At 71.3% G+C, this 25,818-nt stretch carries 23 protein-coding genes and 1 tRNA gene; 6 read left to right on the top strand and 18 right to left on the bottom strand.

Annotated features, from left to right (window positions below):
* Positions 1-2: 2 nt before the first annotated feature.
* The 7 genes from DEI89_RS00850 to DEI89_RS00820 form a co-directional block, all read right to left on the bottom strand.
* Entirely contained in the window at positions 3-797 is a 795-nt protein-coding gene (locus DEI89_RS00850; RefSeq protein ID WP_110902142.1) for a F0F1 ATP synthase subunit delta, read from the bottom strand.
* Between the two features lie 2 nt (positions 798-799).
* A complete protein-coding gene (locus tag DEI89_RS00845; protein WP_110902141.1) occupies positions 800-1,363 on the bottom strand; it encodes a F0F1 ATP synthase subunit B in 564 nt (187 codons plus the stop codon).
* A gap of 9 nt (positions 1,364-1,372) precedes the next feature.
* On the bottom strand, positions 1,373-1,612 hold the full coding sequence (gene atpE, locus DEI89_RS00840; RefSeq protein ID WP_110825114.1) for an ATP synthase F0 subunit C: 240 nt from the start codon (positions 1,610-1,612) through the stop codon (positions 1,373-1,375).
* A gap of 61 nt (positions 1,613-1,673) precedes the next feature.
* Positions 1,674-2,534 carry a F0F1 ATP synthase subunit A gene (gene atpB, locus DEI89_RS00835; RefSeq protein WP_181421444.1) on the bottom strand — a complete coding sequence of 287 codons (861 nt, stop codon included), beginning with the start codon at positions 2,532-2,534 and terminating at the stop codon, positions 1,674-1,676.
* Between the two features lie 104 nt (positions 2,535-2,638).
* Complete coding sequence (locus DEI89_RS00830) at positions 2,639-3,118, bottom strand: hypothetical protein (protein WP_110902140.1); 480 nt, start codon at positions 3,116-3,118, stop codon at positions 2,639-2,641.
* Entirely contained in the window at positions 3,115-4,368 is a 1,254-nt protein-coding gene (locus DEI89_RS00825) for an MraY family glycosyltransferase (RefSeq protein WP_110902139.1), read from the bottom strand. Before DEI89_RS00825 ends, DEI89_RS00830 begins: the two co-directional genes overlap by 4 nt.
* On the bottom strand, positions 4,365-5,039 hold the full coding sequence (locus DEI89_RS00820) for an L-threonylcarbamoyladenylate synthase (protein WP_110902473.1): 675 nt from the start codon (positions 5,037-5,039) through the stop codon (positions 4,365-4,367). Before DEI89_RS00820 ends, DEI89_RS00825 begins: the two co-directional genes overlap by 4 nt.
* Before the next feature lie 38 nt (positions 5,040-5,077).
* Here DEI89_RS00820 and DEI89_RS00815 point away from each other — a divergent pair, with 38 nt between their 5' ends.
* Positions 5,078-5,749: an HAD family phosphatase gene (locus DEI89_RS00815; protein ID WP_258368585.1), complete on the top strand. Its 672-nt coding sequence runs from the start codon at positions 5,078-5,080 to the stop codon at positions 5,747-5,749.
* A 31-nt stretch (positions 5,750-5,780) separates the two neighbouring features.
* Here the strand turns inward: DEI89_RS00815 and prmC are convergent, their stop codons facing one another.
* The 9 genes from prmC to argS all read right to left on the bottom strand — a co-directional run bounded on the left by prmC (position 5,781) and on the right by argS (position 17,570).
* Positions 5,781-6,653 (bottom strand): peptide chain release factor N(5)-glutamine methyltransferase, encoded by an 873-nt coding sequence (gene prmC / locus DEI89_RS00810; protein WP_110902137.1) that lies wholly within the window; start codon positions 6,651-6,653, stop codon positions 5,781-5,783.
* A gap of 5 nt (positions 6,654-6,658) precedes the next feature.
* Positions 6,659-7,741: a peptide chain release factor 1 gene (gene prfA / locus DEI89_RS00805; protein WP_110902136.1), complete on the bottom strand. Its 1,083-nt coding sequence runs from the start codon at positions 7,739-7,741 to the stop codon at positions 6,659-6,661.
* A gap of 3 nt (positions 7,742-7,744) precedes the next feature.
* Positions 7,745-9,970 carry a transcription termination factor Rho gene (gene rho, locus DEI89_RS00800; protein WP_110902135.1) on the bottom strand — a complete coding sequence of 742 codons (2,226 nt, stop codon included), beginning with the start codon at positions 9,968-9,970 and terminating at the stop codon, positions 7,745-7,747.
* Positions 9,971-10,115: 145 nt separating this feature from the next.
* Complete coding sequence (thrB, locus tag DEI89_RS00795; protein WP_110902472.1) at positions 10,116-11,105, bottom strand: homoserine kinase; 990 nt, start codon at positions 11,103-11,105, stop codon at positions 10,116-10,118.
* Between the two features lie 32 nt (positions 11,106-11,137).
* Positions 11,138-12,217 carry a threonine synthase gene (thrC, locus tag DEI89_RS00790; RefSeq protein WP_110902134.1) on the bottom strand — a complete coding sequence of 360 codons (1,080 nt, stop codon included), beginning with the start codon at positions 12,215-12,217 and terminating at the stop codon, positions 11,138-11,140.
* 63 nt (positions 12,218-12,280) lie between these two features.
* Positions 12,281-13,588: a homoserine dehydrogenase gene (locus tag DEI89_RS00785; protein WP_110902133.1), complete on the bottom strand. Its 1,308-nt coding sequence runs from the start codon at positions 13,586-13,588 to the stop codon at positions 12,281-12,283.
* A 28-nt stretch (positions 13,589-13,616) separates the two neighbouring features.
* Positions 13,617-15,038: a diaminopimelate decarboxylase gene (lysA, locus tag DEI89_RS00780; RefSeq protein ID WP_110902132.1), complete on the bottom strand. Its 1,422-nt coding sequence runs from the start codon at positions 15,036-15,038 to the stop codon at positions 13,617-13,619.
* Between the two features lie 88 nt (positions 15,039-15,126).
* The gene (locus DEI89_RS17525; RefSeq protein ID WP_181421443.1) at positions 15,127-15,897 is read right to left on the bottom strand and encodes an LmeA family phospholipid-binding protein; all 771 of its coding nucleotides are present in this window, start codon (positions 15,895-15,897) and stop codon (positions 15,127-15,129) included.
* Between the two features lie 2 nt (positions 15,898-15,899).
* Positions 15,900-17,570, bottom strand: coding sequence for an arginine--tRNA ligase (gene argS, locus DEI89_RS00770; RefSeq protein WP_110902131.1), 1,671 nt, complete (start codon positions 17,568-17,570; stop codon positions 15,900-15,902).
* A 73-nt stretch (positions 17,571-17,643) separates the two neighbouring features.
* On the opposite strand from argS, the gene DEI89_RS00765 reads away from it, so the two are divergent.
* From DEI89_RS00765 to DEI89_RS00750, 4 genes are all read left to right on the top strand, one after another.
* Positions 17,644-18,237, top strand: a complete 594-nt coding sequence (locus tag DEI89_RS00765; protein WP_110902130.1) for a hypothetical protein — start codon at positions 17,644-17,646, stop codon at positions 18,235-18,237.
* Positions 18,238-18,394: 157 nt separating this feature from the next.
* A tRNA-Arg gene (locus DEI89_RS00760) sits at positions 18,395-18,466 on the top strand.
* A gap of 272 nt (positions 18,467-18,738) precedes the next feature.
* Positions 18,739-22,626 carry a Pls/PosA family non-ribosomal peptide synthetase gene (locus DEI89_RS00755; RefSeq protein ID WP_110902129.1) on the top strand — a complete coding sequence of 1,296 codons (3,888 nt, stop codon included), beginning with the start codon at positions 18,739-18,741 and terminating at the stop codon, positions 22,624-22,626.
* A gap of 8 nt (positions 22,627-22,634) precedes the next feature.
* Entirely contained in the window at positions 22,635-23,951 is a 1,317-nt protein-coding gene (locus DEI89_RS00750) for a M1 family metallopeptidase (RefSeq protein ID WP_258368578.1), read from the top strand.
* On the opposite strand, the gene DEI89_RS00745 is transcribed toward DEI89_RS00750, so the two are convergent.
* Positions 23,948-24,676: an SDR family oxidoreductase gene (locus DEI89_RS00745; RefSeq protein WP_110902127.1), complete on the bottom strand. Its 729-nt coding sequence runs from the start codon at positions 24,674-24,676 to the stop codon at positions 23,948-23,950. The two genes, DEI89_RS00750 and DEI89_RS00745, sit on opposite strands and share 4 nt — an antisense overlap.
* Before the next feature lie 53 nt (positions 24,677-24,729).
* On the opposite strand from DEI89_RS00745, the gene DEI89_RS00740 reads away from it, so the two are divergent.
* Complete coding sequence (locus DEI89_RS00740) at positions 24,730-25,125, top strand: MerR family transcriptional regulator (protein WP_110902126.1); 396 nt, start codon at positions 24,730-24,732, stop codon at positions 25,123-25,125.
* On the opposite strand, the gene DEI89_RS17520 is transcribed toward DEI89_RS00740, so the two are convergent.
* Positions 25,102-25,815, bottom strand: coding sequence for a 4'-phosphopantetheinyl transferase superfamily protein (locus tag DEI89_RS17520; RefSeq protein WP_181421442.1), 714 nt, complete (start codon positions 25,813-25,815; stop codon positions 25,102-25,104). The two genes, DEI89_RS00740 and DEI89_RS17520, sit on opposite strands and share 24 nt — an antisense overlap.
* Between the last annotated feature and the right edge of the window lie 3 nt (positions 25,816-25,818).

Here is a 25,818-nt window from a genome sequence, read left to right as displayed (position 1 = left end):
GCTCAGCCGGCGAGTTGCAGACGGAGGTCTGCGAGCCGCGTCGCGACGGTGCCGTCGATGACGTCGCCGCCGACCTGCACGCGGACCCCGCCGATGACCGAGGGGTCGACGACGCGGTTCACGGTGATGTCCCGTCCGTAGCGCTGCGCGATCCCCCGGGCGACACGAGCCGCCTGGTCGTCGGACAGCGGCGTCGCCGTGATGACCGTGGCGACGAGCTTGTCCGCCTGGTCCGCGACGATCCGGGAGGCGTCACGCACGATCTCGCCGATGCGGCGGCCGCGGGGCTGCTGCACGAGGTTCGACACGATGGTGATCGTCTGCTGCGACACCTTGCCGGCCAGCAGACGCTCCGCGAGGGAGCCCTTCTGGTCGGCGCTGCCGAGCTTGGTCCCGAGCGCGAGCTCGAGTCCGGCGTCCGAACGGACCGCGGTCTCGAAGGCGAACAGCTCGGCCTCGATCGAGGTCGACTGGTCGGCCGTCGCGGCCACGGCGCGGACCGCTGCGTCCTCGATGCCGGCGAGCAGGTCACCCTGCGACGACCAGCGCGAACCGGCTACGGCGGCCAGGACGGCGCGCGTGGCGTCGCTCTGTCCGGCGAAGACCCGGTCGATGAGGACCTTCTTGCCCGCGGTGTCGGCTGTCGGGTCGGCGAGCAGGTTGAGCAGCTGCGGCGCCCGGGCGATCGCTCGCCCGGAGGCGAAGATCTGTGCTCCGACGCCCAGGTCGACGGCACTGCCGAGGTCGGCGAGCACCGCCCTGGTGGACGTCATCGCTTCACGGGTGGCGCTGCGCATGCTCAGTGCTCCGTTCCGGCCGACGTCTGGGCACCCTGCGACGACTCGAGGTCGGCGAGGAAGCGGTCGACGACGGCGGTCGCCTTGGCGTCGTCCTGGAGGGACTCGCCGATGACACCCGACGCGAGGCCGAGTGCGAGCGTGCCGACCTCGGAGCGGAGCGACTGGAGCGCGCTCTGGCGCTCTGCCTCGATCTGCGCCTGGGCGTTCGCGGTGATGCGTGCGGCGTCGGCGCTGGCCTGCTCGCGGACCTCGTTGCCGATCGCAGTGGCGTCGGCGCGGGCCTGCTCACGGATGCGCGATGCCTCGGCGCGCGCATCAGCCAGCTGCTTGTTGTACTCGTCGAGCGCAGCAGCGGCCTGTTCCTGGGCGGCTTCGGCCTTCTTGATGCCGCCTTCGATGGCCTCGGTGCGCTCATCGAGCATCTTCGTGATCCGCGGCGTGACGACACGCCACATCACGATGAAGATGATGACGAAGGCCACCGCGGACCACACGATGTCGTACACCGGTGGGATCAGCGGATTGTGGGTCTCCTCCGCCGCGATGATGAGTGCAGTCTGCATCGAGATGCCTTACTGGGCGGTGAAGATGAAGTACGTCGCGATGCCGATGAAGGCAAGGGCCTCGGTGAAGGCGATACCGATGTACATGAGGGTGGTGAGGCGACCCTGGAGTTCGGGCTGGCGGGCCACGGACTCGATGGTCTTGCCGACGACGATGCCGACGCCGATGGCCGGGCCGATCGCAGCGAGGCCGTAGCCAACCGTCGCGATGTTGCCGTTGATCTCCGCGAGAACGGTCGTTGCGTCCACGTGTTTTCCTTTCGAAGTGCGGGTCCGACGAGTGTCGGTCCCGTAGGGGGTCAGAAGGGTGTCAGTGCTCGTCAGCCAGCGCGAGCTGGATGTAGACGGCCGTCAGCAGCATGAAGACGTACGCCTGGAGCAAGCCGACGAGGACTTCGAAGAAGCTGAAGGCGATGCCGAACGCGAGCGTCCCGACACCGAACAACTTGAAGAGGCTCTCCGTGTCGAAGAAGAAGAACCAGGTCGCCGAGAAGAACAGGACGAGGAGCAGGTGCCCGACGACCATGTTCATCAGGAGTCGCAGCGTCAGCGTGATCGGACGGAGCACGAAGGTCGACACGATCTCGATCGGCGTCACGATGATGTACAGCGGCCACGGCACCCCGGGCGGGAAGAGCGAGTTCCGGAGGAACGTGCCCGGGTGCTTGCGGAGGCCGGCGTAGATGAACGCGACGTAGGCGACGATCGCGAGGATCATCGGCATCGCGATGCGGCTGGTACCGGCGATGTTCATGAACGGGACGAGTCCCGTGAGGTTCATGAACAGGACGCCGAAGAAGATCGTCGCGAGGAGCGGCAGGAAACGCTTGCCGTCCTTCTCACCCAGGTTGTCGAAGGTGTTCCGACGGACGACGTCGAAGGCGTACTCGATGAATGCCTGTCCACGGTTGGGGACCAGCTTGAGCGCGCGGGTTCCGGCGAACGCGAAGACGAGGAGCACGGCCACCGCGAAGAAGCGGATGAGGACGATGCGGTCCATCTCGAACGCAGTACCGGCGAAGAAGATCGGGTCCGGGAAGAACTCGTTGATCGACGGACCATGGAACTCGGCGGCCTTGCTGCTCCCCGCCGCGACGGGGTTACCCGCAGCGATGAGGGACAGGGGAAGAGCGTGGGATAGCAGCGCTGTCTCCTGTGTCGGGGCGCGCACGCATGGCACGCGGAGGTGGACTGATGTGGAGGCTTGCCCGTCCGAGCTCATGCTCCGGCAGCGGGCTCCCGAAGCCTATCAGGTGTGTGCGGCTTCTCGGGCTCTCAGGCAGCGGGGCCGTGATCCTCAGCGTCCGTTCGGTCTCCCGGCAGGCTGACGCCGATCGGGACGCGCGCCCGTGCGATGACGGTGACGTCGATCACGAGCGAACCGATCACCCCGATGATGATCGCGATCGCGAGGACGGGCGTGTTGACCCAGTCGCGGTCCTTGAGTGCCACGAGCACGACGATGAACAGGACGAACTTCACCAGGAAGGTGCCCATGATCGTGCCGAAGAAGGCGCCGGAGATCATCTGACCACCGGAGAACCGGATCGCCAGGAGCACGCTGACCGCGGTGAGCCCGCAGAACACGACGCTCATCACCGCACCGATCAGCCCGCCGGTCAGACCGGGGCCGCCCGCGACGAACCAGCCGACGACACCCCCGACGATGGCGAGGGCAGCGGCGAGGACCGCGCCCTGCAGGAGGATGCGGCGGAACACCGGCCGGACGTGGTCGAGGCCGTTCGGGGTGGTCACGAGGGGTCTCCAGAGATCGGGTGGGACGAGGGGCGGGTGGGTGCGTCACGAGTTGAGGCGGCGCGGTCCAACGGGTCGAGACTGGCGTCCACCGCTCCCCCGTTCCGGGCGGTCGTCTGCGCGGCGATCTCCACGCGCTTGCGTCCGAGCGGCGCGAACGTGGCGATGGCGCACACCGTGAAGCCGACGGCGACGAAGGCCGTGACCCACCACCAGTTGACGAAGAGGAACAGCAGGCAGCCGAACGCGACGGTCGCCGTCCACGCGTAGAAGACCAGCACCGCGTGGAAGTGCGAGTGCCCCATGTCCAGCAGGCGGTGGTGCAGGTGCTTCCGGTCGGCGGAGAAGGGTGACTTGCCGGCACTGACGCGCCGGACCACGGCGAGGGCGAAGTCCAGGATCGGCACGACGAGGATCGCGAAGGGCAGCAGGATCGGGATGAACGCCGGCAGCAGGTCGGTGCGGGTGCGCACGGCGGCCGGGTCGATGTTGCCCGTGATCGACACCGCACTGGTGGCCATCAGGAACCCGACGAGCAGTGCGCCGGCGTCACCCATGAACAGCTTCGCGGGGTGCCAGTTGAGCACGAGGAACCCGGCACAGGCACCGACCAGCACCGCGGTCAGCAGCGACGGCAGGTTGAAGAAGAACTCCGTCTCGACCACCACGCGGTTGATGAAGAACGTGTAGAGGAAGAACACCCCACCGGCGATGATCGCGACGCCGGCGACCAGACCGTCCAGGCCGTCGATGAAGTTGACCGCGTTCATCACCAGGACGACGGCGAGCACCGTGAAGATCAGGCTCATGTAGGACGAGCCGACGCCGAGCGTGTTGCCGATCGGCAGTGAGACGATCGCGACGCCCTGCCACGCGAGGATGCCGGCGGCGATGATCTGGCCCGCGAGCTTCGTCATCCAGTCGAGGTCCCAGATGTCGTCCGCGACACCGAGCACCACGATGATCGTCGCCCCGGCCAGGACGGCCAGCACCCGCCCCGGTTCCGCGAAGACGAGCCGGAAGTAGTCCTGCCCGGCGATCGCCGGGAAGAGGAACCACGCGCAGAGCAGCGACACGATCACGCCGAGGAACATCGCGATGCCGCCGAGTCTCGGCGTCGGAGTGCGGTGCACGTCCCGTTCGCGGACCTTCGGGTACCACCTGTACTTGACGCCGAGCTTCCAGACGAGCCAGCTCACCAGGAAGCTCACGACCGCCGAGATGACCCCCGCGAGCAGGTAGAACTTCACCGCACGAGGTCGTCCCCGACGACCCGCCTGATCTCGTCGTCGGAGATCACGCCGTGGCGCACGATCCGCAGGCCGTCGCCCGCGGCCAGGCCGGTGGCGTCGACGATCGTGGAGCCGGTCGAGGAGGCGGCGCCCTCGTGCACGGGGATCGCGCCTCCGTCGAGGTACACCGCGATGCTGTCGCCGAGCATCCGTTCGGCGTCGTCGATGTCCATCGCGGCGGGGTCACCGGTCGAGTTCGCGGACGACACTGCGAGCGGTCCCACTTCCTGGAGGAGCTCGAGGGCGATGCGCGAGTCCGGCATCCGGAGCGCCACGGTGCCGCGCGTCTCGCCGAGGTCCCAGTCGAGGGACGGCTGCGCGCGGAGGATGACGGTGAGACCGCCGGGCCAGAACTCGTCGACGAGTCGTCGCACCGCTTCGGGGACCTCGCTGGCGAGGGCGTCCATCGTCGCCACGCCCGGGATGAGCACGGGCGGTGGGGACTGCCGTGTCCGACCCTTCGCGTCCAGGAGGCGCTGCACGGCCTGCGCGCTGAACGCGTCCGCGGCGACGCCGTACACGGTGTCGGTGGGGACGACGACGAGTTCACCGCGACCGAGGGCGGCTCGGGCGAGCCGCATCCCGGTGAGGAGCCCGTCGGGGTCGGAGCAGTCGTATCGGGAAGCCATGACCTGCACGATGATAGTGCGCGAGGATGGGGGGCATCGTGAACGAGACGCCCGCGCCCCCACTCCTGTTCCTCTTCGACATGGACGACGTCCTCGTCCGCTACGACTGGAAGACCCGCATGGCCGGACTCTCCGAGCTGACGGGACACGACTTCGTCGAGCTCCGGCGCCGCTGGTGGGACACCGGCAGCGAGCAGCGCGCCGAGGCGGGGCACTTCGCGGACGGCGACGAGTACCTGGCCGCCTTCCAGGAGGCCATGGGCTGCGACGTCGACGAGGCCGAGTGGGCCCGGGTCCGCGGCGCCGCGATGACCGAGCTGCCCGACCGGCTCGAAGCGGTCCGGATCGCCAAGGAGCACGGCCGGGTGGCGCTCCTCACGAACAACGGTCCGTTGGCCGGACGCTGGCTGCACGAGTGGGTGCCGTCCCTGCCTCCGCTGTTCGGCGAACACCTGGACACGTCGAGCAGGTTCGGTGCGCGCAAGCCCGAGCAGGACGTCTTCCGGCGGGTGCTCGAGCACCACGGCGTCCCCGCCGAGCGGACGTTCTTCGCCGACGACATGCCGGAGAACGTCGCCGGCGCTCGGAGTGTCGGCATCACAGCCGTCCTGGTCGAGCACGACACCGACCTGCGGCACGCGGTCCGCACCTTCGTCGCGGCACACGAGACCACGCCCGTCCCGGCGAACGCCCAGCCGGCCCCCGCCTGACCGCCGACCGGGAGGCCCGACCCGCGTCCGCCTAGCGCGTGGCGGTGGTCGTGCGGTCGCGTCCGGTGAGGTCGACGTGCGTCTCCGGTGATCGGAAGCCGCGCGCGGCGAGGACCGCTCGGACCCCGGCACCCTGCTGTTCGGCGTGCTCGACCACGACGAGACCACCGGGGACGAGCAACCGCCACGCGGTCTCGGTCAGGGCGCGCACGGCGTCGAGGCCGTCGGGTCCGCCGTAGAGCGCGAGTGCCGGGTCGTGGTCGCGGACCTCGGGGTCGATCGGCACCGCGTCGTCCGGGACGTACGGGGGGTTCGACACGACGACCGAGACCTGTCCGTCGAGCTCCGGGAACGCATCGGCGAGGTCGCCCTCGACGAGTCGCACGGTGGCGCCGTGGGCGTCGACGTTGCGGCGGGTCCACGGCAGGGCCTCGGCCGACCGCTCGACGGCGTACACGACGGCGTTCGGGACCTCGGTGTCCATGGCGATGGCGATCGCACCGCTCCCGGCACCGAGGTCGACGGCGATCGGCTCGGGGACCGCGGTGGCGCGGAGCGCGTCGATGCCGAACTGCACGACCGACTCGGTCTCGGGTCGCGGCACGAACACCCCCGGTCCGACGGACAGGGTGAGCGCACGGAAGTGGGCTTCGCCGGTGACGTGCTGCAGTGGTTCGCGGGTGACACGACGCGCCACCGCGTGCCGGAAGCGTTCGACGTGCTCGGCGGCGATCGCTCCCCCGGTCAGCGCCCGGGCCTGCACCGCGCCACGGGAGGTGTCGGTCGCCCACGCCAGCAGCAGCTCGGCGTCGACCTGCGGCGTGGGCACACCCGCTGCCGACAGCGCCGCGACCGCCTCACGCAGGAGGCGGTCTGCGGCGAACGTCGGCTGCGGGAGGTCCACGCCGCTCAGGCGTCCTGGTCGCCGATGGCGGCCAGTCGAGCCTCTTCGTCCGCTGAGATGGCGGACTGGATGACCGGCTCGAGCGCTCCGTTCATGACGCGGTCGAGGTCGTACGCCTTGTAGCCGGTGCGGTGGTCCGCGATCCGGTTCTCCGGGAAGTTGTACGTCCGGATGCGCTCCGAACGGTCCATCCCGCGGATCTGCGACTTGCGCGCGTCCGACGCCAGGGCGTCGAGCTCCTCCTGCTGACGAGCGAGGATCCGGGCACGCAGGACGCGCATCCCCGCCTCTCGGTTCTGCAGCTGCGACTTCTCGTTCTGCATCGCGACCGTGATGCCCGTCGGGAGGTGCGTGATGCGCACCGCGGAGTCCGTCGTGTTGACGGACTGCCCACCCGGACCCGACGACCGGTACACGTCGATCTTCAGGTCGTTCTGGTTGATCTCGACCTCTTCGGGCTCGTCGACCTCGGGGAAGACGAGCACCCCGGTGGTCGAGGTGTGGATACGACCCTGCGACTCGGTCTGCGGCACCCGCTGCACACGGTGCACCCCGCCCTCGTACTTCAGGTGCGCCCACACGCCCTGGGACGGGTCCGTCGTGTTCGACTTGATCGCGACCTGGACGTCCTTGTACCCGCCGAGGTCGGACTCGGTGCGCTCGAGGAGCTCGACCTTCCAGCCCTTCCCCTCGGCGTAGTGCGAGTACATCCGGAGCAGGTCGGCCGCGAACAGCGCCGATTCCTCGCCGCCCTCGCCGCCCTTGATCTCCATGATCACGTCGCGGCCGTCGTCCGGGTCGCGCGGGATGAGGAGTCGGCGGAGCCGCTCCTGGCGTTCGGCCAGCTGCCCCTCGAGCCCGGGGACCTCTTCCGCGAACGCCTCGTCCTCACGCGCGAGTTCCCGGGCGGCGGCGAGGTCGTCCCCCGCCGCCTGCCAGGCTTCGTACGCGGCCTTGATCTGGCTGAGTTCGGCGTAGCGCCGGTTGACCTTCTTGGCCCGGGCCGGGTCGGCGTGGAGCGCGGGGTCCGACAGCTGCTGCGTCAGTTCCTCGTGTTCCGCCAGCAGCCCTGCCACCGACTCGAACACGCGTTACTCCTGGTGGCCGTTGCCGTGGTGACCGCTGGTCGCCGGCACCGACTTCTGGATCTGGACCAGGAACTCGACGTTCGACTGCGTCTCCCGGAGGTTCCGCAGCACCACGTCGAGCGCCTGCTGCGGGTCGAGCCCGGCGAGGGCACGACGGAGGCGCCACGTGATCGCGACCTCGTCGGCGGAGAGCAGCTGCTCCTCCCGACGGGTCCCGGAGGCGTTGATGTCGACGGCGGGGAAGATCCGCTTGTCGGCCAGGTGACGGTTGAGGCGGAGCTCCATGTTGCCGGTGCCCTTGAACTCCTCGAAGATCACCTCGTCCATCTTCGACCCGGTCTCGACGAGAGCGGTGGCGAGGATGGTCAGCGAGCCGCCGTTCTCGATGTTGCGGGCGGCGCCGAAGAAGCGCTTGACCGGGTAGAGCGCAGCCGAGTCCACGCCACCGGAGAGCACGCGGCCCGACGGCGGGGTGGCGAGGTTGTACGCGCGGCCCAGACGGGTGATGGAGTCGAGCAGCACGACGACGTCGTGGCCGAGCTCCACCAGGCGCTTGGCACGCTCGATGGCGAGCTCGGCGACCGTGGTGTGGTCCTCGGCGGGGCGGTCGAAGGTCGAGGCGATGACCTCGCCCTTCACCGTGCGCTGCATGTCGGTGACCTCTTCGGGACGCTCGTCCACCAGGACGACCATCAGGTGCGCCTCCGGGTTGTTCTTCGAGACGGCGTTCGCGATCGCCTGCAGGACGACGGTCTTGCCGGCCTTCGGCGGGGAGACGATCAGGCCGCGCTGGCCCTTGCCGATCGGCGACACGAGGTCGATGATCCGCGTCGACAGCTTCGCCGGCTCGGTCTCGAGGCGCAGACGCTCGTTCGGGTACAGCGGTGTGAGGTCCTGGAAGTCGACTCGGCCGGCGGCCTCGTCGGCGGTCTGACCGTTGATCGTGTCGATCTTGACCAGTGCGTTGTACTTCTGACGGCTCTGCTGCTCGTTGTCACGCGGCTGCTTGATCGCCCCGACGACGGCGTCGCCCTTGCGCAGGTGGTACTTCTTCACCTGGCCGAGGGAGACGTAGACGTCCTCCGGCCCCGGCAGGTAGCCCGTGGTGCGGACGAAGGCGTAGTTGTCGAGCACGTCGAGGATGCCGGCGATCGGGATGAGGACGTCGTCCTCGGTGACCTCGGGCTCGAACTCGTCGTTCTGGCCGCCGCGACCGCGCTTGCGGTCACGCTGCCGGCGGGTGCGCCCGTTCTCGGCTTCCTGCTCGGCGGCGCGCTGCTGCTCGCCACGCTGCTGGTCGCCACGCTGCTGCTCGCCGCGCTGCTGTTCCGGCTGCTTCTGGTCCTGCTGCTTCTGGTCGCGCTGCGCGTCGCGCTGGTCCTGCTGCTTCTGCTGGCCGTTCTGCTGCTTGCCGTTCTGCTGCTGGGCCGGCTTCTGCTCGGGCTCGGTCTGCTGCTGAGCGGGCTTCTGCTCGCCCTGGTCGGCCTGGTCGGCGTTCTGCCCGCGGCCACGACCGCGGCCACGGCTGCGTCGGCCACGACGGGCGCCGCCCTCGGTCTGGTCGCCCTGGTCGGCCTGGTCGTTCTGCTGGCCCTCGTCCTGGCGGGCGTCGTCCTGGACGGCGTCCTGGTCGCCCTGCTCGACGGCGTCTGCGACCGGGACCTGGGTCTCGGCGGTGGCACCGCGCGACTCCTGGGTGTCGGCCTGCTGCGCCTGACGGTCGCGGCCGCGACCACGACGCTGGCCGCTCTGGGCGGCTTCCTGGGCGTCCTTCTCGGCACGGACCTGGTCGAGACCGGCGAGGAGGTCCTCGGTGCCGGTGTGCCCGGCGTTGGTGTGCGAGACCGCAGCGGTCGGCTCGGCGGTGACCGTGCCTCCCGAGGTGACGCGGCGGCTGCGACGGCCGCGCGGTGCGGACTCGGCGGGGGCATCGGTGGTCTGCGCGGCCGGAGCCTGCGCGATGTCGACCTGCGTGGCGGGCACCTCGGCCGCTGCCGGTGCGACCTCGGCAGCCGGGGTGCCGGTGCCGGCACCGTCGAGGACCGGCGTCTCCGAGGCGGACGCCTCGGCCGGTCGCTTGTCCTCGATCGATGCGATCAGGTCGCCCTTGCGGAGCTTCGAGAGCCCGGTGATGCCGAGGGACGAGGCGATGCGCTGGAGCTCCGGGAGACGGAGCGTGCGCAGGTCAGTGGGGATCTCCACCGAGGTGGAGGTGGTGACGTCGGTCACGATGCTGTTGTTCCTTCCGACCGCAGAACGCGGAGAGTTTCCACCGGACCCGTGGCAGCGTGCAACGGCCGTCGTTCAGACGACGGACCGGGAACGGTGATCTGGCCAAGAACGGTGATCTGGAGAGAGTGCCCCACGCACCGGATCAGGCTGGCGGTCGACCGTGGATGGTCGAGGCCTGCGCGAGATCGGCTTCGAGCGTCGGGAGCGCTTTCACTGTAGCACCACCCAGATCGACGGCCAGCATGAGCGGGCGCCACGTGGATTCGGCGTGTCGCTCGACCAGTTCCGCGGCGTCGAGACGCTGAGCCGGATCACTGCCCATGACCAGGAGGCTCGGTCCGGCACCCGAGACGACGGCGGCCAGACCGTGCTGCCGGAGCAGGCCGATGAGGGCGTCGGTCTCCGGCATCGCACTCGCCCGGTAGGCCTGGTGGAGCCGGTCCTCGGTCGCGGCGAGGAGCAGTTCCGGGCTCTGGATGAGTGCCGCGACGAGCAGCGCCGACCGGGAGACGTTGAAGGCCGCGTCCTCGTGCGGCACCGTCATCGGCTGCAGGGAGCGAGCGAGCTTCGTCGAGAGCGTCGACGTCGGCACGAACACGACCGGCGAGACACCGCGGTGCACGAGCAGCCGCTTGTGTGCCGGACCGTCCGGGGTCATCCACGCGATCGTCAGGCCGCCGAACAGGGCCGGGGCGACGTTGTCCGGGTGACCCTCCATCTCGGTCGCGAGTGTGAGCAGGGTCGCGGCGTCCAGGTCGACCATGCCCTCGAGCAGGCCACGAGCCGCCATCAGCCCGGCGACGATCGCCGCTGCCGAGGACCCCATGCCGCGTCCGTGCGGGATGGCGTTCGTGGCGTACAGCTCGAGCCCCGGCTGCGCGACCCCGGCGTGCTCGAGGCCTCGGCGGACGGCCCGGACGACCAGGTTCGTGTCGTCCGTCGGGACCTCGCCCGCGCCGACACCGTCGATGGTGACGGTCGCGCCGGGTTCCGGACGGACGCGGACGACGACCTCGTCGTAGAGGGAGAGCGCGAGCCCGAGGGAGTCGAAGCCGGGTCCGAGGTTCGCCGACGTCGCCGGGACGCGCACACGCACCGCCCGTCCGGCCGGTACAGCATCGTGGGCGGTCATGCCCTCCCCCGGTCCGGACGAGCGGTCGGCGTTCACCGCGCGCTGACCAGTCCGAGCACGTCGGCGATCGCCGCGGTGTCGACGGGGACGCTCGTCGGAGCGACCTCGCCACCGTCCTGGGTGCGGAGTGCCCACTGCGGGTCCTTGAGGCCGTGACCGGTCACCGTGATGACGACCGTCGCCCCCTTCGGGATGACGCCTGCATCGGAGCGCTCGAGGAGCCCGGCCACGCCGATGGCCGAAGCGGGCTCGACGAAGACGCCGACCTCGGCCGACAGCAGGTGGTGCGCCGCCAGGATCGCCTCGTCCGAGATGGCGCCGAAGTAGCCGTCGGTCTCGTCACGGGCCTCCAGCGCGTACTTCCACGACGCCGGGTTGCCGATGCGAATGGCGGAGGCGATCGTCTCCGGGTGTCGGACGACCTCGCCGTGCACGATCGGGGCCGAGCCCGCCGCCTGGAAGCCGAACATGCGCGGCATCTTGGTGGAGCGGCCCGAGGCCACGTCCTCGCGGTAGCCGCGGGAGTACGCCGTGTAGTTGCCGGCGTTGCCGACCGGCAGGAAGTGGAAGTCCGGCGCGTCGCCGAGGACGTCGACGACCTCGAAGGCGGCGGTCTTCTGCCCCTCGATGCGGTCGTTGTTCACGGAGTTGACCAGGTGCACCGGGTAGTTGGCGGACAGGTCACGCGCGATGTCCAGGCAGTCGTCGAAGTTGCCCTGCACCTGCAGCAGCTGGGCGTCGTGGGCGACCGCCTGGCTGAGCTTGCCCATCGCGATCTTGCCCTCGGGCACGAGCACGGCGGCGGTGATCCCGGCGTGCGTCGCGTACGCGGCGGCCGAGGCGCTGGTGTTGCCGGTCGAGGCGCAGATCACGGCCTTCGCGCCGTGCTCGACGGCCTTCGAGATCGCCATCGTCATGCCGCGGTCCTTGAAGGAGCCGGTCGGGTTCATGCCCTCGTACTTCACGTACACGGTCGCGCCGGTGCGCTCGGAGAGTCGACGCGCCGGGATCAGCGGGGTCCCGCCCTCACCGAGCGTCACGATCGGGGTCGCGTCGGTCACGTCGAGTCGGTCGGCGTACTCGCGCAGGACTCCCTGCCACTGGTGGGCCATCAGGCTTCTCTCTCTGTCCGGTGGATCGGTGTGGATGGGTCTGTCGGGAGGCGTGTGCCGGCGTCAGGCGCCGACGAACCGCAGGACGCTGGTCACGTCCATGACGACGTCCTCGCCGCGGAGTGCGGCCACGGTGTCGGCCAGGTCGGCTTCGCGCGCCAGGTGCGTGCCGATGACGAGCGTCGCGGTCCCCTCGGTGGCGCCCGTGGTGGTCTGCTCGACGGTCTCGACACTGACGCCGTGGGCCGCGAGCACCCCGGCGACGGTCGAGAGCACTCCGGGTGCGTCCGACACGTGCAGGGAGATCTGGTAGCGGGTACGGACGGTCCCGATCGGGAACACCGGCAGCGCCGACCGCGTCGACTCGGCGACGCCCGGACCACCGATGACGTGCCGTCGCGCCGCGGACACCAGGTCGCCGAGGACCGCGGAGGCCGTCTCGACCCCGCCGGCTCCGGCACCGTAGAACATGAGGTCACCGGCGGCCTCGGCCTCGACGAACACCGCGTTCTTCGCGCCGTGGACGCTCGCCAGCGGGTGCGACTCCGGCACCAGTGCCGGGTAGACACGGGCGCTGACGCCTTCGCGGCCGTCGGCGTCAGTGAGGCGCTCGCACGTGGCGAGGATCTTCACGACGTAGCCGGCCTTGCGGGCGGCGCGGACCTGCTCGATCGTGACCGAGGTGATGCCCTCGCGGTGCACGGCGGCGAGCGGGACCGAGGTGTGGAACGCGATCGAGGCCAGGATCGCGGCCTTCTGCGCGGCGTCGTAGCCCTCGATGTCCGCGGTCGGGTCGGCCTCGGCGTACCCGAGTTCCGTCGCGGTGGCCAAGGCGTCCTCGAACGTCGCGCCCTCGCGGTCCATCAGGTCGAGGATGAAGTTCGTCGTGCCGTTGACGATGCCCATGATGCGCTCGATGCGGTCACCCGCGAGCGAGTCGTGCAGCGGTCGGATGATCGGGATCGCCCCGGCGACGGCGGCCTCGTAGTAGAGCTGCGCGCCGACCTGCTCGGCAGCGGCGAAGAGCTCCGGGCCATGAGTGGCGAGCAGCGCCTTGTTGCCGGTGACGACGTCCGCACCGGACTGCAGCGCCTGCAGCACGAGCGTGCGGGCGGGCTCGATCCCGCCGATGAGCTCGACGACGATGTCGGCGCCGAGGATGAGCGAACCGGCGTCCGTCGTGAACAGCTCCCGCGGCAGGTCGACGTCCCGCTGGGCGTCGACGTCGCGCACGGCGATCCCGACGAGTTCGAGGCCGGCGCCGGCACGCGTGGCGAGCTCCGGTCCGTGCTCGAGCAGGAGTCGTGCGACCTGGGAGCCGACCGAGCCGGCTCCGAGCAGTGCGACGCGGACGTTGCGGTATTCGATCATCTGGTGGGGGTCTCTCCGGGTCGGGTTCTCAGGCGTCCGTACCGGTGTCGGGTACCGGCACGACGCCCGTGTCGCGGGCGAGGAGGTCGTCGACGCTCTCGCCCCGCACGAGGATACGGGCTGCCCCGTCGGCGACTGCGACGACCGGCGGACGGCCGACGTGGTTGTAGTTGCTCGCGAGGCTCCAGCAGTAGGCACCGGTCGCGGCCACGGCGAGCAGGTCGTCGCGGTGCACGTCGCCGGGCAGGTACTCGTCGTGGACGACGACGTCACCGCTCTCGCAGTGTTTGCCCACCACCCGGGTGAGCACCGGGTCGGCGTCCGAGGTCCGCGCGAGCCGCGCCGTGTAGTCGGCACCGTAGAGCGCCGGCCGGACGTTGTCGCTCATCCCGCCGTCCACCGAGACGTAGGTGCGCGTCGCGGCGGATCCGTCCTCGGAGTCGACCGTGACGGGCTTGATCGTGCCGACGCGGTAGAGCGTGACGCCGGGCGGGCCGACGATGTACCGGCCGGGCTCCACCGCGATCTCGGGCACCGGGATGCCTCGGGACGAGCACTCGTCCGCGATGATCGCGGCCAGGGCGTCGGCGACGTCCTCGGGTTCGAGGGCGGAGTCGGCCTCGGTGTAGTCGATCCCCCAGCCACCGCCGAGGTTGAGCTCCGGCACCGGACCCGACTCGACGAGCGTGGCGTGCACGTCCATGAGCCGACGAGCGGCCTCGCGGAACCCGCTGTCGTCGAAGATCTGCGATCCGATGTGCGAGTGCAGCCCGACGAAGGCGAGCGAGGGCTCGGCCCGGACGGCGGTCGCCGCCTGCACCGCCTCGGACAGCGGGATGCCGAACTTCTGGTCCTCCCGCGCGGTGGCGAGGAACTCGTGTGTCGAGGCGTGCACGCCGCTGTTGATCCGGATGCGGACCCGCTGCGTCACCCCGGCGTCGGCGGCGATCCGGGCGACCCGGCCGATCTCCTCGTGGCTGTCGAGCACGATCGTGCCGAGGCCGACCGCGACGGCGCGCTCGATCTCGGCGTCCGACTTGTCGTTGCCGTGGAAGCCCATCCGTGCCGGGTCGACGCCCGCGGCCAGTCCGACGGCGAGTTCGCCCATCGTGCAGACGTCGAGCCGGAGGTCCGCGTCGGCCATCCAGCGCGCGACGTGCGTCGTCCAGAAGGCCTTCGCCGCGTAGTAGACGTGTGCCCGCGTCCCGATCCGGGTGAACGCGTCGGTGAAGGCGTCCCGCACGCGGACGGCACGCGACTGCACGTCACGCTCGTCGACGACGTAGAGAGGAGAACCGAAGCGCTCGACCAGCGCGTCAGCAGCGACTCCACCGATCGCGAGCATGCCCTCGTCGGTACGGGTCGCGGACGCGGGCCAGATCCGGTCCACCAGTTCGGAGGCGTCCGCCGGGTACCGCAGTCGCGGCGGCGCAAGGGGGTTCTCGCTCACGGGACCCGATCCTATCCGGCCGGGGCGTCCCTCCCGGCCATGTGACGCCGCCTGTGGACGGCCGTCGGACACGGCACCACGCGCCCGGTCAGCAGCGACCGGTGGTGCGGAGGCCCGCCTCGTTGAGGGGCAGTTCGTCGGCCGTGATCCGGACCGTCGCCGCCGCCGAGGTCACCCGGAGCGAGCGCACCCGGAGCTGCTCCGGCAGGAACTGCGCCGTGCACACCGGCACCGGGACGTCCGAGACGCCGGGGATGTCGTCGACGTCGAGCCCCAGCGAGGAGTTCGTGATCCGCACCGTCTTCGGCGTGATCGTCACCCCGCGCCCGTCGGACTGCGCCGTGACCGAACCGTCCGCCGCGTAGCCGATCCGGAAGCCGAGCACCGAGGCACTCCCCCGCAGCTCGACCCCACCGTTGATCAGGCGGACCCGCTCGAAGAGGGGCGAGTACTTCGCCAGGTCCTTCACCGCACCGGAAGCGAGCCGGACGGTGCCGTCGACGTCGTGCACCGCCCCCTTGCCGTCCACCGGCAGGTCGTGCGCCGTGACGTCGGCGGCGAGCGGGATGCCCTCCACCGTGAGTCGGTCCGACGTGATCCGGACGTCGTCGAGCGTGCCGCGGAGCAGCTGCGGGATGACGACCCCCGGCACGTGGGCGTCGACCGTTCCCGTCGTGCCGTCCGGCAGCGACTGCTCGACCTGCGACGCGACCGTCCGATCCACCACGCCGCGGAGCACGAACTCCGCCACCACGACGAGCACGGCGAGGACCACGAGGACGACGACCAGCACGATCGCGACCGTCCGGCCGCGGCGCTTCGGGCGTCGGCCCGCTGCCGGCGCTGCTGCGGTCGACACGACTACATCCGGTCGGGCGCGCTGACGCCGAGCAGCCCGAGACCGTTGCGGACGACCTGCCCGGTGGCGTCGTTCAGCCACAGGCGGGTGCGGTGCAGGTCGGTCACCGGCTCGTCGCCCAGCGGGGTGACGCGGCAGGAGTCGTACCAGCGGTGGTACAGCCCGGCGAGCTGCTCGATGAAGCGCGCGATGCGGTGCGGTTCGCGGAGCTCGGCGGCCTGACGCAGCACGCGCGGGTACTCGGCGAGGGCACCGAGGAGCGAGCTCTCCGACTCGTGCGTGAGCAGCGACGCGTCGAACACCGACCGGTCGACACCTGATGCCGCGGCGTTCCGCGCGACGGACTGCGTGCGGGCGTGGGCGTACTGCACGTAGAAGACGGGGTTGTCGTTCGTCCGCTTGGTGAGCAGGTCGAGGTCGATGTCGATCGCGGTGTCGCTCGCGAACCGGACGAGGGCGTACCGACCGGCGTCGACACCCACCGCGTCCACGAGGTCCTCCATCGTGACGACGGTGCCGTTGCGCTTCGACATCCGGAGCGGCTGGCCGTCCTTGAGCAGGTTCACCAGCTGACCGATGAGGATCTCGAGGTTCTTGCCCGGCTCGTCCCCGAACGCAGCGCACATCGCCATCATCCGACCGACGTAGCCGTGGTGGTCCGCGCCGAGCATGATCAGGTTGCGCTCGAAGCCGCGCTCGCGCTTGTCGAGGTAGTAGGCCAGGTCACCGGCGATGTACGCGGGCTCGCCGTCCGACTTGATGACCACACGGTCGCGGTCGTCGCCGAAGTCCGTGGTGCGGAGCCACAGTGCGCCGTCGGCCTCGTACATCCGGCCCTGCTCCTGCAGTCGGGCGATGGCGCGGTCGACGGCCTTCGACTCGTGCAGGGAGTTCTCGTGGAAGTAGACATCGAAGTCCACCCCGAAGTCGTGCAGGGAGCGCTTGATGTCCGTGAACATGAACTCGACGCCCTCGCGCCGGAACAGCTCCTGCGCCTCGTCGCGCGGCAGGTCCGTCACGTCGAGCCCCGGCTCGAGCGTCGCGAGCACCCGGGCCGAGATCTCGCCGATGTAGGCGCCGCCGTAGCCGTCCTCGGGCGTCGGCTCGCCGAGCGCGGACGCCAGCAGCGACCGGGCGAACCGGTCGATCTGGTTGCCGTGGTCGTTGAAGTAGTACTCGCGGGTGACCAGACCACCCTGCGCCTGGAACACGCGGGCCAGGCTGTCGCCCACCGCAGCCCAGCGGACCCCGCCCATGTGGATCGGGCCGGTCGGGTTCGCCGAGACGAACTCCAGGTCGATCCGCACCCCGTCGTACAGGTCACCGTGGCCGAAGGACTCGCCCTGGTCGACGACGGTGCGCGCGACCTCGCCCGCCGCGGCGGCCTCGAGCGTGATGTTGATGAAGCCCGGACCCGCGACGTCCACCGACGCCACACCGTCGAGCTCCGTCAGCTCGCCGGCGATCTCCGTGGCCAGCTCCCGCGGGTTCGTGCCCAGGCGCTTCGCGAGCTGCATCGCCGCGTTCGACGCCCAGTCGCCGTGCGCCCGGTTCTTCGGACGCTCCAGAGCCACGTGCGAGTCCTCGATCGTCACCGTGTCGGCAGCACCTCGTCGCTCGACGATGCCCGTGAGGATCGACAGGTACGCTTCGGAGAGTTCGGCAGGAGTCACGGCGGACGAGTCTACCGGGACACCCAGGCAGCACCCGGACCACGCCGGGCAGCATGCAGCAGGATGGTGCGTCATGACCTCCCGCAGCCTCCGGGCGATCAGCATCGCCGCCCTCGTGCTCCCCGCCGCCCTCGTCCTCGCCAGCTGCTCCGGTGGCGACGGCGACGGCGACGGCACGACCGCCTCCGCGTCGGCGACCGCCGGCGTCGTGGGACGACCCGTGACGCAGACCTGCGACGAGCTCGTGCCCGCCGACACGTTCAGCGTCTACGGGCAGCGGTTCGACCGCGTCCGGTCCCCGAAGCCGACGAAGGGCTCCCCCGTCGCTCAGATCGCCGCCCAGGACGGTCGGGTCTGCACCTGGCGGTCCACCACCGACGACAGCGTGACCGTGACCGTCGCCGTCGCCCACCTGCCGCAGGAGCAGCTGACGCAACTCGAGGACGCCCTCTTCGAACAGGGTGGTTCCGTCCCCACCTACACGGTCGAGGGCTACTTCAGCCTCGCCGGCAGGACCGGCCGCGCTGACGCCTTCGCCGACCGCTCCTGGATCCACACCTCGTCCTCCCTCTACACCGAACCCGGCACCGCGCAGCCCGTCGTCGACGCGGTCCGGGCAGCGGTCGCGCCCGACACCACGGCCCCGAGTGGGTCCCCGACGCCCTGATCGGACCGCCCGGCGGACCGCCGTCGGACGGGAGGCGCGGGGCGGGCCCGGCACGGGCCTCCCGTCCGGTGGGGCGTCCTGTCCGGAACGGCAGGCCGGAGGCCGGACACGCGTACGGGGGCGCGGTCCGGACCTGCTACGGTTGATGTCACCCCGGGCCCCCATAGCTCAGGGGATAGAGCACTGCCCTCCGGAGGCAGGGGCGGAGGTTCGAATCCTCCTGGGGGCACAGTGAAATTCCCGCGCAAGCTGTGGTCGACATCTCCGCGCAAGCTGACGTCCTCGCTGCGCTCGGTCGGCAGCGCGCGATGTCGGCTTCGCCGACTGATCCCCCGTGGTGACCCCGGTGGGTCGGCGCGCCTCGTCGTGGTGACTCCGACAGGTTCACGCACCTCGTCGTGACGACTCCGACAAGGGACGCGCCTCGTCGTGACGACTCCGACGTGTGAGCGTCACCGCTGTTTCCGAGGAGGACACCTCGGGGCCCTAGTATCACGCGGCGTGACGCACTCCACGCAGCGGGAACTCGACCGGGGCAGCCTCGCGGCACCCGCCCGGACCCTGCTCGACGTCCTCGCTGCCACCGCCGCGACGCACCCTGACGCCCTGGCCCTCGAGACGCCCGAGGGGCCGCTCGACTACCGCGCGCTCGTTGCCCTCGTGCACGAGGGCGCCGACGACCTGGCACGGCACGGCGTCCGCCGCGGCGACCGGGTCGGCATCCGCATCCCCTCCGGCGGCCGCGACCTCTCGCTCTCGATCCTCGCCGTCCTCGCCGCCGGTGCCGCCTACGTCCCCGTCGACGCCGACGACCCCGAGGAACGCGCGACCCTCGTCTTCGGTGAGGCCGGTGTCGTCGGCGTCATCGGGGCCGGCGGGGTGCTCCGCGACCGCGACGGCGCAGCCCTGCCGGTCACCGACCCCACGGCGAGCGCCGAACCCCCGACCACCGACGACGACGCGTGGGTCATCTTCACCTCCGGGTCCACGGGGGTGCCGAAGGGCGTCGCCGTCACCCACCGCTCCGCTGCCGCGTTCGTCGACGCCGAGGCGCGGATGTTCCTGCAGGCCGCTCCGATCGGTCCGGCGGACCGGGTGCTCGCCGGGCTCAGTGTCGCGTTCGACGCGTCGTGTGAGGAGATGTGGCTGGCCTGGGGGCACGGCGCCTGCCTGGTCCCGGCGCCCCGGTCGTTGGTGAAGAGCGGTGTGGACCTCGGGCCGTGGCTCATCGCGCACGGGATCACCGTCGTGTCGACGGTCCCGACGCTCGCGGCGCTGTGGCCGGACGACGCGTTGGAGTCCGTGCGTCTGGTGGTCTTCGGCGGTGAGGCGTGCCCGCCCGAGCTCGCCGCCCGCATCGCGTCGCGGGACCGGGAGGTCTGGAACACCTACGGACCGACCGAGGCCACGGTCGTCGCGTGCGGGGCCCTGCTCGACGGCAGCACCCCGATCCGGATCGGGCTGCCGCTCGACGGGTGGGACCTGGCCGTCGTGGACGCCGAGGGGCAGCGGGTCGCGCCGGGGCAGGTGGGTGAGCTCGTCATCGGGGGTGTCGGGCTCGGCCGTTACCTCGACCCGGCGAAGGACGCGGAGAAGTACGCGCCGTTCCCGACCCTCGGGTGGGCGCGGGCGTACCGGTCCGGCGACCTGGTCCGCTACGACCCGGAGGGGCTCGTCTTCCAGGGTCGTGCGGACGACCAGGTGAAGCTCGGTGGGCGGCGCATCGAACTCGGCGAGATCGACGCCGCGCTCCAGGCGCTCGACGGAGTCGCGGGTGGTGCTGCCGTGGTGCAGCGGACCCCCGCCGGCAACCAGGTGCTCGTCGGGTACGTGGCCCCGGTCGCCGGCACGTCCATCGACACGGCCGCGGCGAACGAGCGACTGCGACAGGAGCTGCCCGCCGCGCTCGTGCCGCTCCTGGCCGTGGTCGCCGTCCTGCCGACGCGCACGTCGGGCAAGGTCGACCGGGCGGCCCTCCCCTGGCCGCTCGAGGGTGTGACCGGCACCGACCTGCCGCCGACCGTCGCGTGGATCGCCGAACGGTGGTCCGCGATCCTCGGCGTGCCCGTCGCGGACGTCGACGACGATTTCTTCGCGCACGGTGGCGGCTCGTTGACCGCTGCGCAGCTGGTCTCCGCGATCCGCGAGCGGTACCCGACGACGACCGTCGCCGACGTGTACGACCATCCCCGCATCGGTGCACTGGCGGACGCGCTGGACGAGTCCGGTCCGGTCGCCGCGGTCCGCCGTGACGTCGTGCCGGTCCCGCCCGCGACCGGTGCGCTGCTGACCCTCCTCGGGCTGCCGCTCCAGGTGCTCCGCGGACTGCGGCTGCTCAGCTGGACGGCGCTGGTCGCACAGGTCCTGCACGCCACGACCATGCCGTTCCTACCCGTGCTGCCCTGGCCGGCGCTCGTGGTCGGTCTCCTGCTGTTCGTCAGCCCCGCGGGCAAGATGACGCTCACGGTCGTCGCGGCCCGTCTGCTGCTGGCCGGCGTCCGTCCGGGCGACCATCCCCGTGGTGGGTCGGTGCACGTGCGGGTCTGGCTCGCCGAGCGGATCGCCGAGGCGGTGGACGGTCCCTCCACGGCGGGCGCGCCGTGGATCAGCTACTACGCCCGCGCACTCGGCGCGACCGTCGGTCGCGGCGTCGACCTGCACACGCTGCCGCCCGTGACCGGCATGCTCACGATCGGCAAGCGGGCCTCGGTCGAACCCGAGGTGGACCTCGCCGGGCACTGGGTGGACGGCGACGTCTTCCGGCTCGGCCGGGTGCACATCGGAGCGGACGCGGTCGTGCACAGCCGCTCGACGCTGATGCCCGGCGCCCACGTCGGTGACGGCGCCGAGGTCGAGGCCGGTTCCGCCGTCGCCGGGCCCGTCCCCGACGGCGAACGGTGGGCTGGTTCTCCCGCCGGACGCGTCGGCTCGGCACGTCACGGCCGGGAGGCGCGCCCCGCCTCCCCGAAGCGTTGGCTGCTCGCGTACGGGGTCGGCTCCGTCGCCGTCGCCGGGCTCCCCGTGGTCGGGGTCGCCGCCGGGCTCGCCGTCGTCGCCGCGGTGGTCGGGCGTCCGGACTCGCTCGGCGCCGTGGTGGGTCCGGCCTTGGTCGCCGTCCCGCTCGGCACGGTCGTCGCCGGCGTCGTGTACGCGGGGCTCGTCGTCGCCGCGGTCCGGCTCCTCGGACTCGGACTGGTCGAGGGACGACACCCGGTGCGTTCCCGGACCGGTTGGCAGGTGTGGAGCATCGAGCGGATCCTCGACGCCGCCCGGACGCTGCTGTTCCCGCTGTACGCGAGCCTCGTCACGCCGCTGTGGCTCCGGCTGCTCGGTGCGCAGGTCGGTCGGGACACCGAGATCTCCACCGTGCTGCTCATCCCCGCGCTGACGCAGATCGCTTCGGGTGCGTTCCTGGCCGACGACACGATGGTCGCCACGTACGAACTCGGCGGTGGACGGGTGAAGATCGGCCGCTCGAAGGTCGGACGTCGGGCGTTCCTCGGCAACTCGGGCATGACCGGTGCCGGTCGCTCGGTCCCCCGCGAGGCACTCGTCGCGGTGCTCTCGGCCGTGCCGAAGAAGGCCAAGCGCGGGTCGTCCTGGCTCGGCAGCCCGCCGGTCCGCCTGCGCCGGGCCGCCGCGCAGTTCGACGAGGAGCGCACCTTCCGGCCGCCGACCCGCCTCAAGGTCGCCCGCGGCGCGTGGGAGCTGCTGCGTCTGCTCGCCCCGATGGTGTCCGCCGCCATCGCCCTCGGCGTCGCGTTGACGCTCCTGGCGTCCTGGAGCACCGTCGGCATCGGGTGGACGGTGCTGCTCGCCGGCCCGGTGCTCATCGTCGCCGGAGCGGTGGCCGCGGCCGTGTCGACCCTGGCGAAGTGGGCCTTCGTCGGTCGGATCACCGCGACCGAGCACCCGCTGTGGTCTTCGTTCGTCTGGCGCAACGAGGTGCAGGACACCTTCGTCGAGACCGTCGCCCGTCCCTGGTTCGCCGAGCAGGCCATCGGCACGCCCGCCCTGTCCGTCTGGCTGCGGAGTCTCGGCGCGACGATCGGCCGCGGCGTGTGGTGCGAGACGTACTGGCTGCCCGAGGCGGACCTCGTCACGATCGGCGACGGCGCGACGGTCGCCCGCGGCACCGTCGTCCAGACCCACCTGTTCCACGACCGCGTCATGCAGCTCGACGCCGTCACCCTCGACGCGGGGTCGACGCTCGGCCCCCACGGCGTCGTCCTGCCCGCCGCCGGCATCGGCGCGGGTGCGACCGTCGGACCGGCGAGCCTCGTCATGCGCGGCGAGCAGGTCCCCGCCGGGACGCTCTGGGCCGGCAACCCGATCGCGCCGTGGGGACGCCCGCCGTGGCGTGACGCCCCCGGGGCCGTGACAGACTGACCGGCACCGTGAAGCAGACCGACCCCGCCGCCGACCCGTACACCCCGCACAGCGGCGACCGACGCTGGTCGAGCCGCCACCACGACCTGCACCTCGACTACCGCGTCGCCACGAACCGCCTGGACGCGACCGCGACCCTCACGGCGGTGGCGAACGAAGCGCTCGACCGGGTCCTGCTCGACCTGCACGGGCTGTCCGTCGACCGGGTCGACGTCGACGGTGTCCGCGCGAAGAAGGTCTCCGTCGGCACCCACAAGACGACCGTCACGCCCGCGACGCCGATCGCCGCCGGAGCCGAGTTCACCGTGCACGTCCGCTACCGCGGCGCACCCCGACCGCTCCGGAGCCCCTGGGGCACGCTCGGGTGGGAGGAGCTGACCGACGGCGTGATCGTCGCCAGCCAGCCGATCGGTGCGCCGTCGTGGTTCCCCTGCAACGACCGGCCCGACGACAAGGCGACCTACCGGATCGAGCTCACCTGCGAAGCCGGGTACGACGTCGTCGCGAACGGGGCACTGCTCGGCCGTGACCGCACCGCACGCGGCAGCCGGTGGACCTTCGCCGTCACCGAGCCGATGGCGTCGTACCTCGCCACGGTGCAGATCGGCCGCTACCGCACGACGACGATCCGCGGCGGCGACGTCCCGGTCACGCTGCACCACCCGGCCGACCTGACCGCGGCGGTGAAGACCGACTTCGGCCGGGTGCCGGACATGATCGCCCTGTTCACCGACCGCTTCGGCCCGTACCCGTTCGCGGAGTACGGCGTCGTGGTCACCGACGACGAGCTCGAGATCCCGCTCGAGGCACACGGCCTGGCCGTCTTCGGCCGGAACCACGTCGACGGCGAACACGGGACCGACCGGCTGATCGCCCACGAACTCGCCCACCAGTGGTTCGGGAACTCGGTCACCCTCGGGCAGTGGCGGGACATCTGGCTGCACGAGGGCTTCGCCTGCTACGCCGAGTGGCTCTGGTCCGAGCACCGCGGCGATGCCTCGGCGGACGTGCTCGCCGCCGAGCACCGGGCCGGCCTGCTCGACCAGCCGCAGGACCTGGTGGTCACCGACCCGGGCGCTCGGGACATGTTCGACGACCGCGTCTACAAGCGAGGGGCGATCGCCCTGCACGCCCTCCGTCGGACGATCGGTGACCAGGCCTTCACCGCCGGGCTCCGGACCATCACCGAACGGCACCGCCACGGAACGGTCGCGACGACCGACGTCGTCGGGGCGTTCGCCGCGGCGGCCGACAGGACGCCCGGAGACGTGCTGCTCGCCATCGGGCCGTGGATCGACGAGCCCGGGGTGCCGGAGCTGCCCTAGTCGCGGGGCCGCGTCTCCCCCGCGAGCATCCGGGCCAGGACCGCGTACAACTCCTCGGGGTCACGGGCGAGCATCTGCTTGACCAACGCCGTCTGCTCGTCCACCACGACCTCGAACACGCCGCGCTCCACCCCGTCGAGGGTCGCGCGCGCCACGTCCGCCGGGTCGGTCTTGGCCAGCGGGACTCCCGCCGCCATGTCCGTGTCGGCGATGCCGAGGTGCACGGACATCACCGATGTCCCCTGTCCGGCCAGCTCGTGGCGCAACGCGTTGCCCATGTTCCACAGGGCAGCCTTCGACACCGCGTAGGCGGAGGCGCCCGGCATGGCCAGCCAGGAGGCGCCCGAGGCGATGTTCACGATGCTCCCACCACCGTTCGCGGACAGGACGGGTGCGAACGCCCGGATCACGGACAGGGTGCCCCAGACGTTCGTGTCCATGTCGGCGTGCGCCGCGTCCAGATCACCCAGCAGGGTCGCCGTGGTGGCGATCCCGGCGTTGTTGATCAACAGGTCGACGTCGGTCGCGACAGCGGCGGCGGCTGCGACGGACGCCGGGGAGGTGATGTCGAGGGCGAGCGGCTCGACGCCCTCGAGGTCGATGAGTTCAGGCCGGCGGGCGGTGGCGTACACCGTGGCCCCGCGTGCGACCAGCTGGGCGGCGAGGTGGCGTCCGATCCCGCGGTTCGCGCCGGTGACGAGGGCAGTGGCTCCAGAGATGTTCATGCCGCTACGGTAGAACCTGACATCAGCGTGAGGATCAAGCCCGGGAGTCGAGGATGCGGATCGGTGCACTCGCGGAACAGGCCGGCGTCAGCGTGCGGTCGCTGCGGTACTACGAGGAACAAGGCCTCCTCGCGTCCGAGCGGACCGCAGGAGGACACCGGGAGTACCGCGAGTCCGACGTCACGCGTGTGCGCTTCATGCAGATGCTCTACGCAGCGGGCATGCCGAGCCGCCGGATCATCGAACTCCTGCCCTTCCTCGACACCGGGGTCGCCACGTCGACGATGCTCGACCACTTCGACGAGGAGAGCGATCGCATCCGACGCCAGATCGAGGACCTCACCGCTACCCACGATCGCCTCGCGCGCCTCCGCGGCATCGCCGCGGAGTCAGTCGCGGGACGGCCGCCGGAGGAGTGTCGCTCCTCAGCGAACGCCGCCGCCGCCTGATGGCCGGGGTCGTTCCCGGGCGCTGAGCGCCACCACTCGATGGGCATTCTCTCGGTCGGTGACCAGCCCGACGCGTCGGTCCTGGACCGTGACCGGAGCGCTGCCTGCCGCGACGGCGAGCACGAGGTCGTCGTCGAGCCGGAGGACCGTCACCGGCTGCACGAGGCCGTCGAAGCGGGCGGTGTGCCCGCTGGGCTCGGGCGTGATGCACCCGAGCACCGCGTCGACCTCGGTCGGGTCGACGCGGAGGCCCCGACCGTCCTGTTTCAAGACGGCCTCCTTCACGGCCCAGCACGCGGTGAGGTGGACGGCGGCGGACCCGGACCGTTCGGCCCGCTGACGCTCCCCCGGCGTGAAGGCGTCGAGCTCGGCGGCGGTGACGCGGGAGGGGCGTTCGACGTCGACGCCGATCCCGCTCGGGACGATCGTGTCGGGGCTCGTCGTGCTCGGGACGGCGGCCAGTGCGAGGACGCCCGTCGTCCGCGACAGGCTCACGCGGATGTCGTGACCGTCCACGACGGCTGCCGGACGGCCGTGGTCGGCCGCCCCACAGTGCGCGCACCGACGCACGACACGCACCAGCGCCTCGGCGGTGTCGGTGACGTCCGCGACGAACGCGACCAGGGCCTCCCGGTCGGCGGCGCGTGTCCCACGTCCGGTCAGGACGCGGACGACGACACCGTCCGACACGGA

Source organism: Curtobacterium sp. MCBD17_030 (genome assembly GCF_003224255.1).
GTDB lineage: Bacteria > Actinomycetota > Actinomycetes > Actinomycetales > Microbacteriaceae > Curtobacterium.
Note: the sequence above shows the minus strand (reverse complement) of the source record. Positions and strands in the feature narration are given on the sequence as shown.

Bases quoted from the DNA above. Each gene is read 5' to 3' on its own strand.
- DEI89_RS00850 (WP_110902142.1), bottom strand. From the start codon at position 797: ATGCGCAGCGCCACCCGTGAAGCGATGACGTCCACCAGGGCGGTGCTC.
- DEI89_RS00845 (WP_110902141.1), bottom strand. From the start codon at position 1,363: ATGCAGACTGCACTCATCATCGCGGCGGAGGAGACCCACAATCCGCTG.
- DEI89_RS00820 (WP_110902473.1), bottom strand. From the start codon at position 5,039: ATGGCTTCCCGATACGACTGCTCCGACCCCGACGGGCTCCTCACCGGG.
- thrB (WP_110902472.1), bottom strand. From the start codon at position 11,105: ATGACCGCCCACGATGCTGTACCGGCCGGACGGGCGGTGCGTGTGCGC.
- thrC (WP_110902134.1), bottom strand. From the start codon at position 12,217: ATGGCCCACCAGTGGCAGGGAGTCCTGCGCGAGTACGCCGACCGACTC.
- DEI89_RS00785 (WP_110902133.1), bottom strand. From the start codon at position 13,588: ATGATCGAATACCGCAACGTCCGCGTCGCACTGCTCGGAGCCGGCTCG.
- DEI89_RS00765 (WP_110902130.1), top strand. From the start codon at position 17,644: ATGACCTCCCGCAGCCTCCGGGCGATCAGCATCGCCGCCCTCGTGCTC.
- DEI89_RS00745 (WP_110902127.1), bottom strand. From the start codon at position 24,676: ATGAACATCTCTGGAGCCACTGCCCTCGTCACCGGCGCGAACCGCGGG.
- DEI89_RS00740 (WP_110902126.1), top strand. From the start codon at position 24,730: ATGCGGATCGGTGCACTCGCGGAACAGGCCGGCGTCAGCGTGCGGTCG.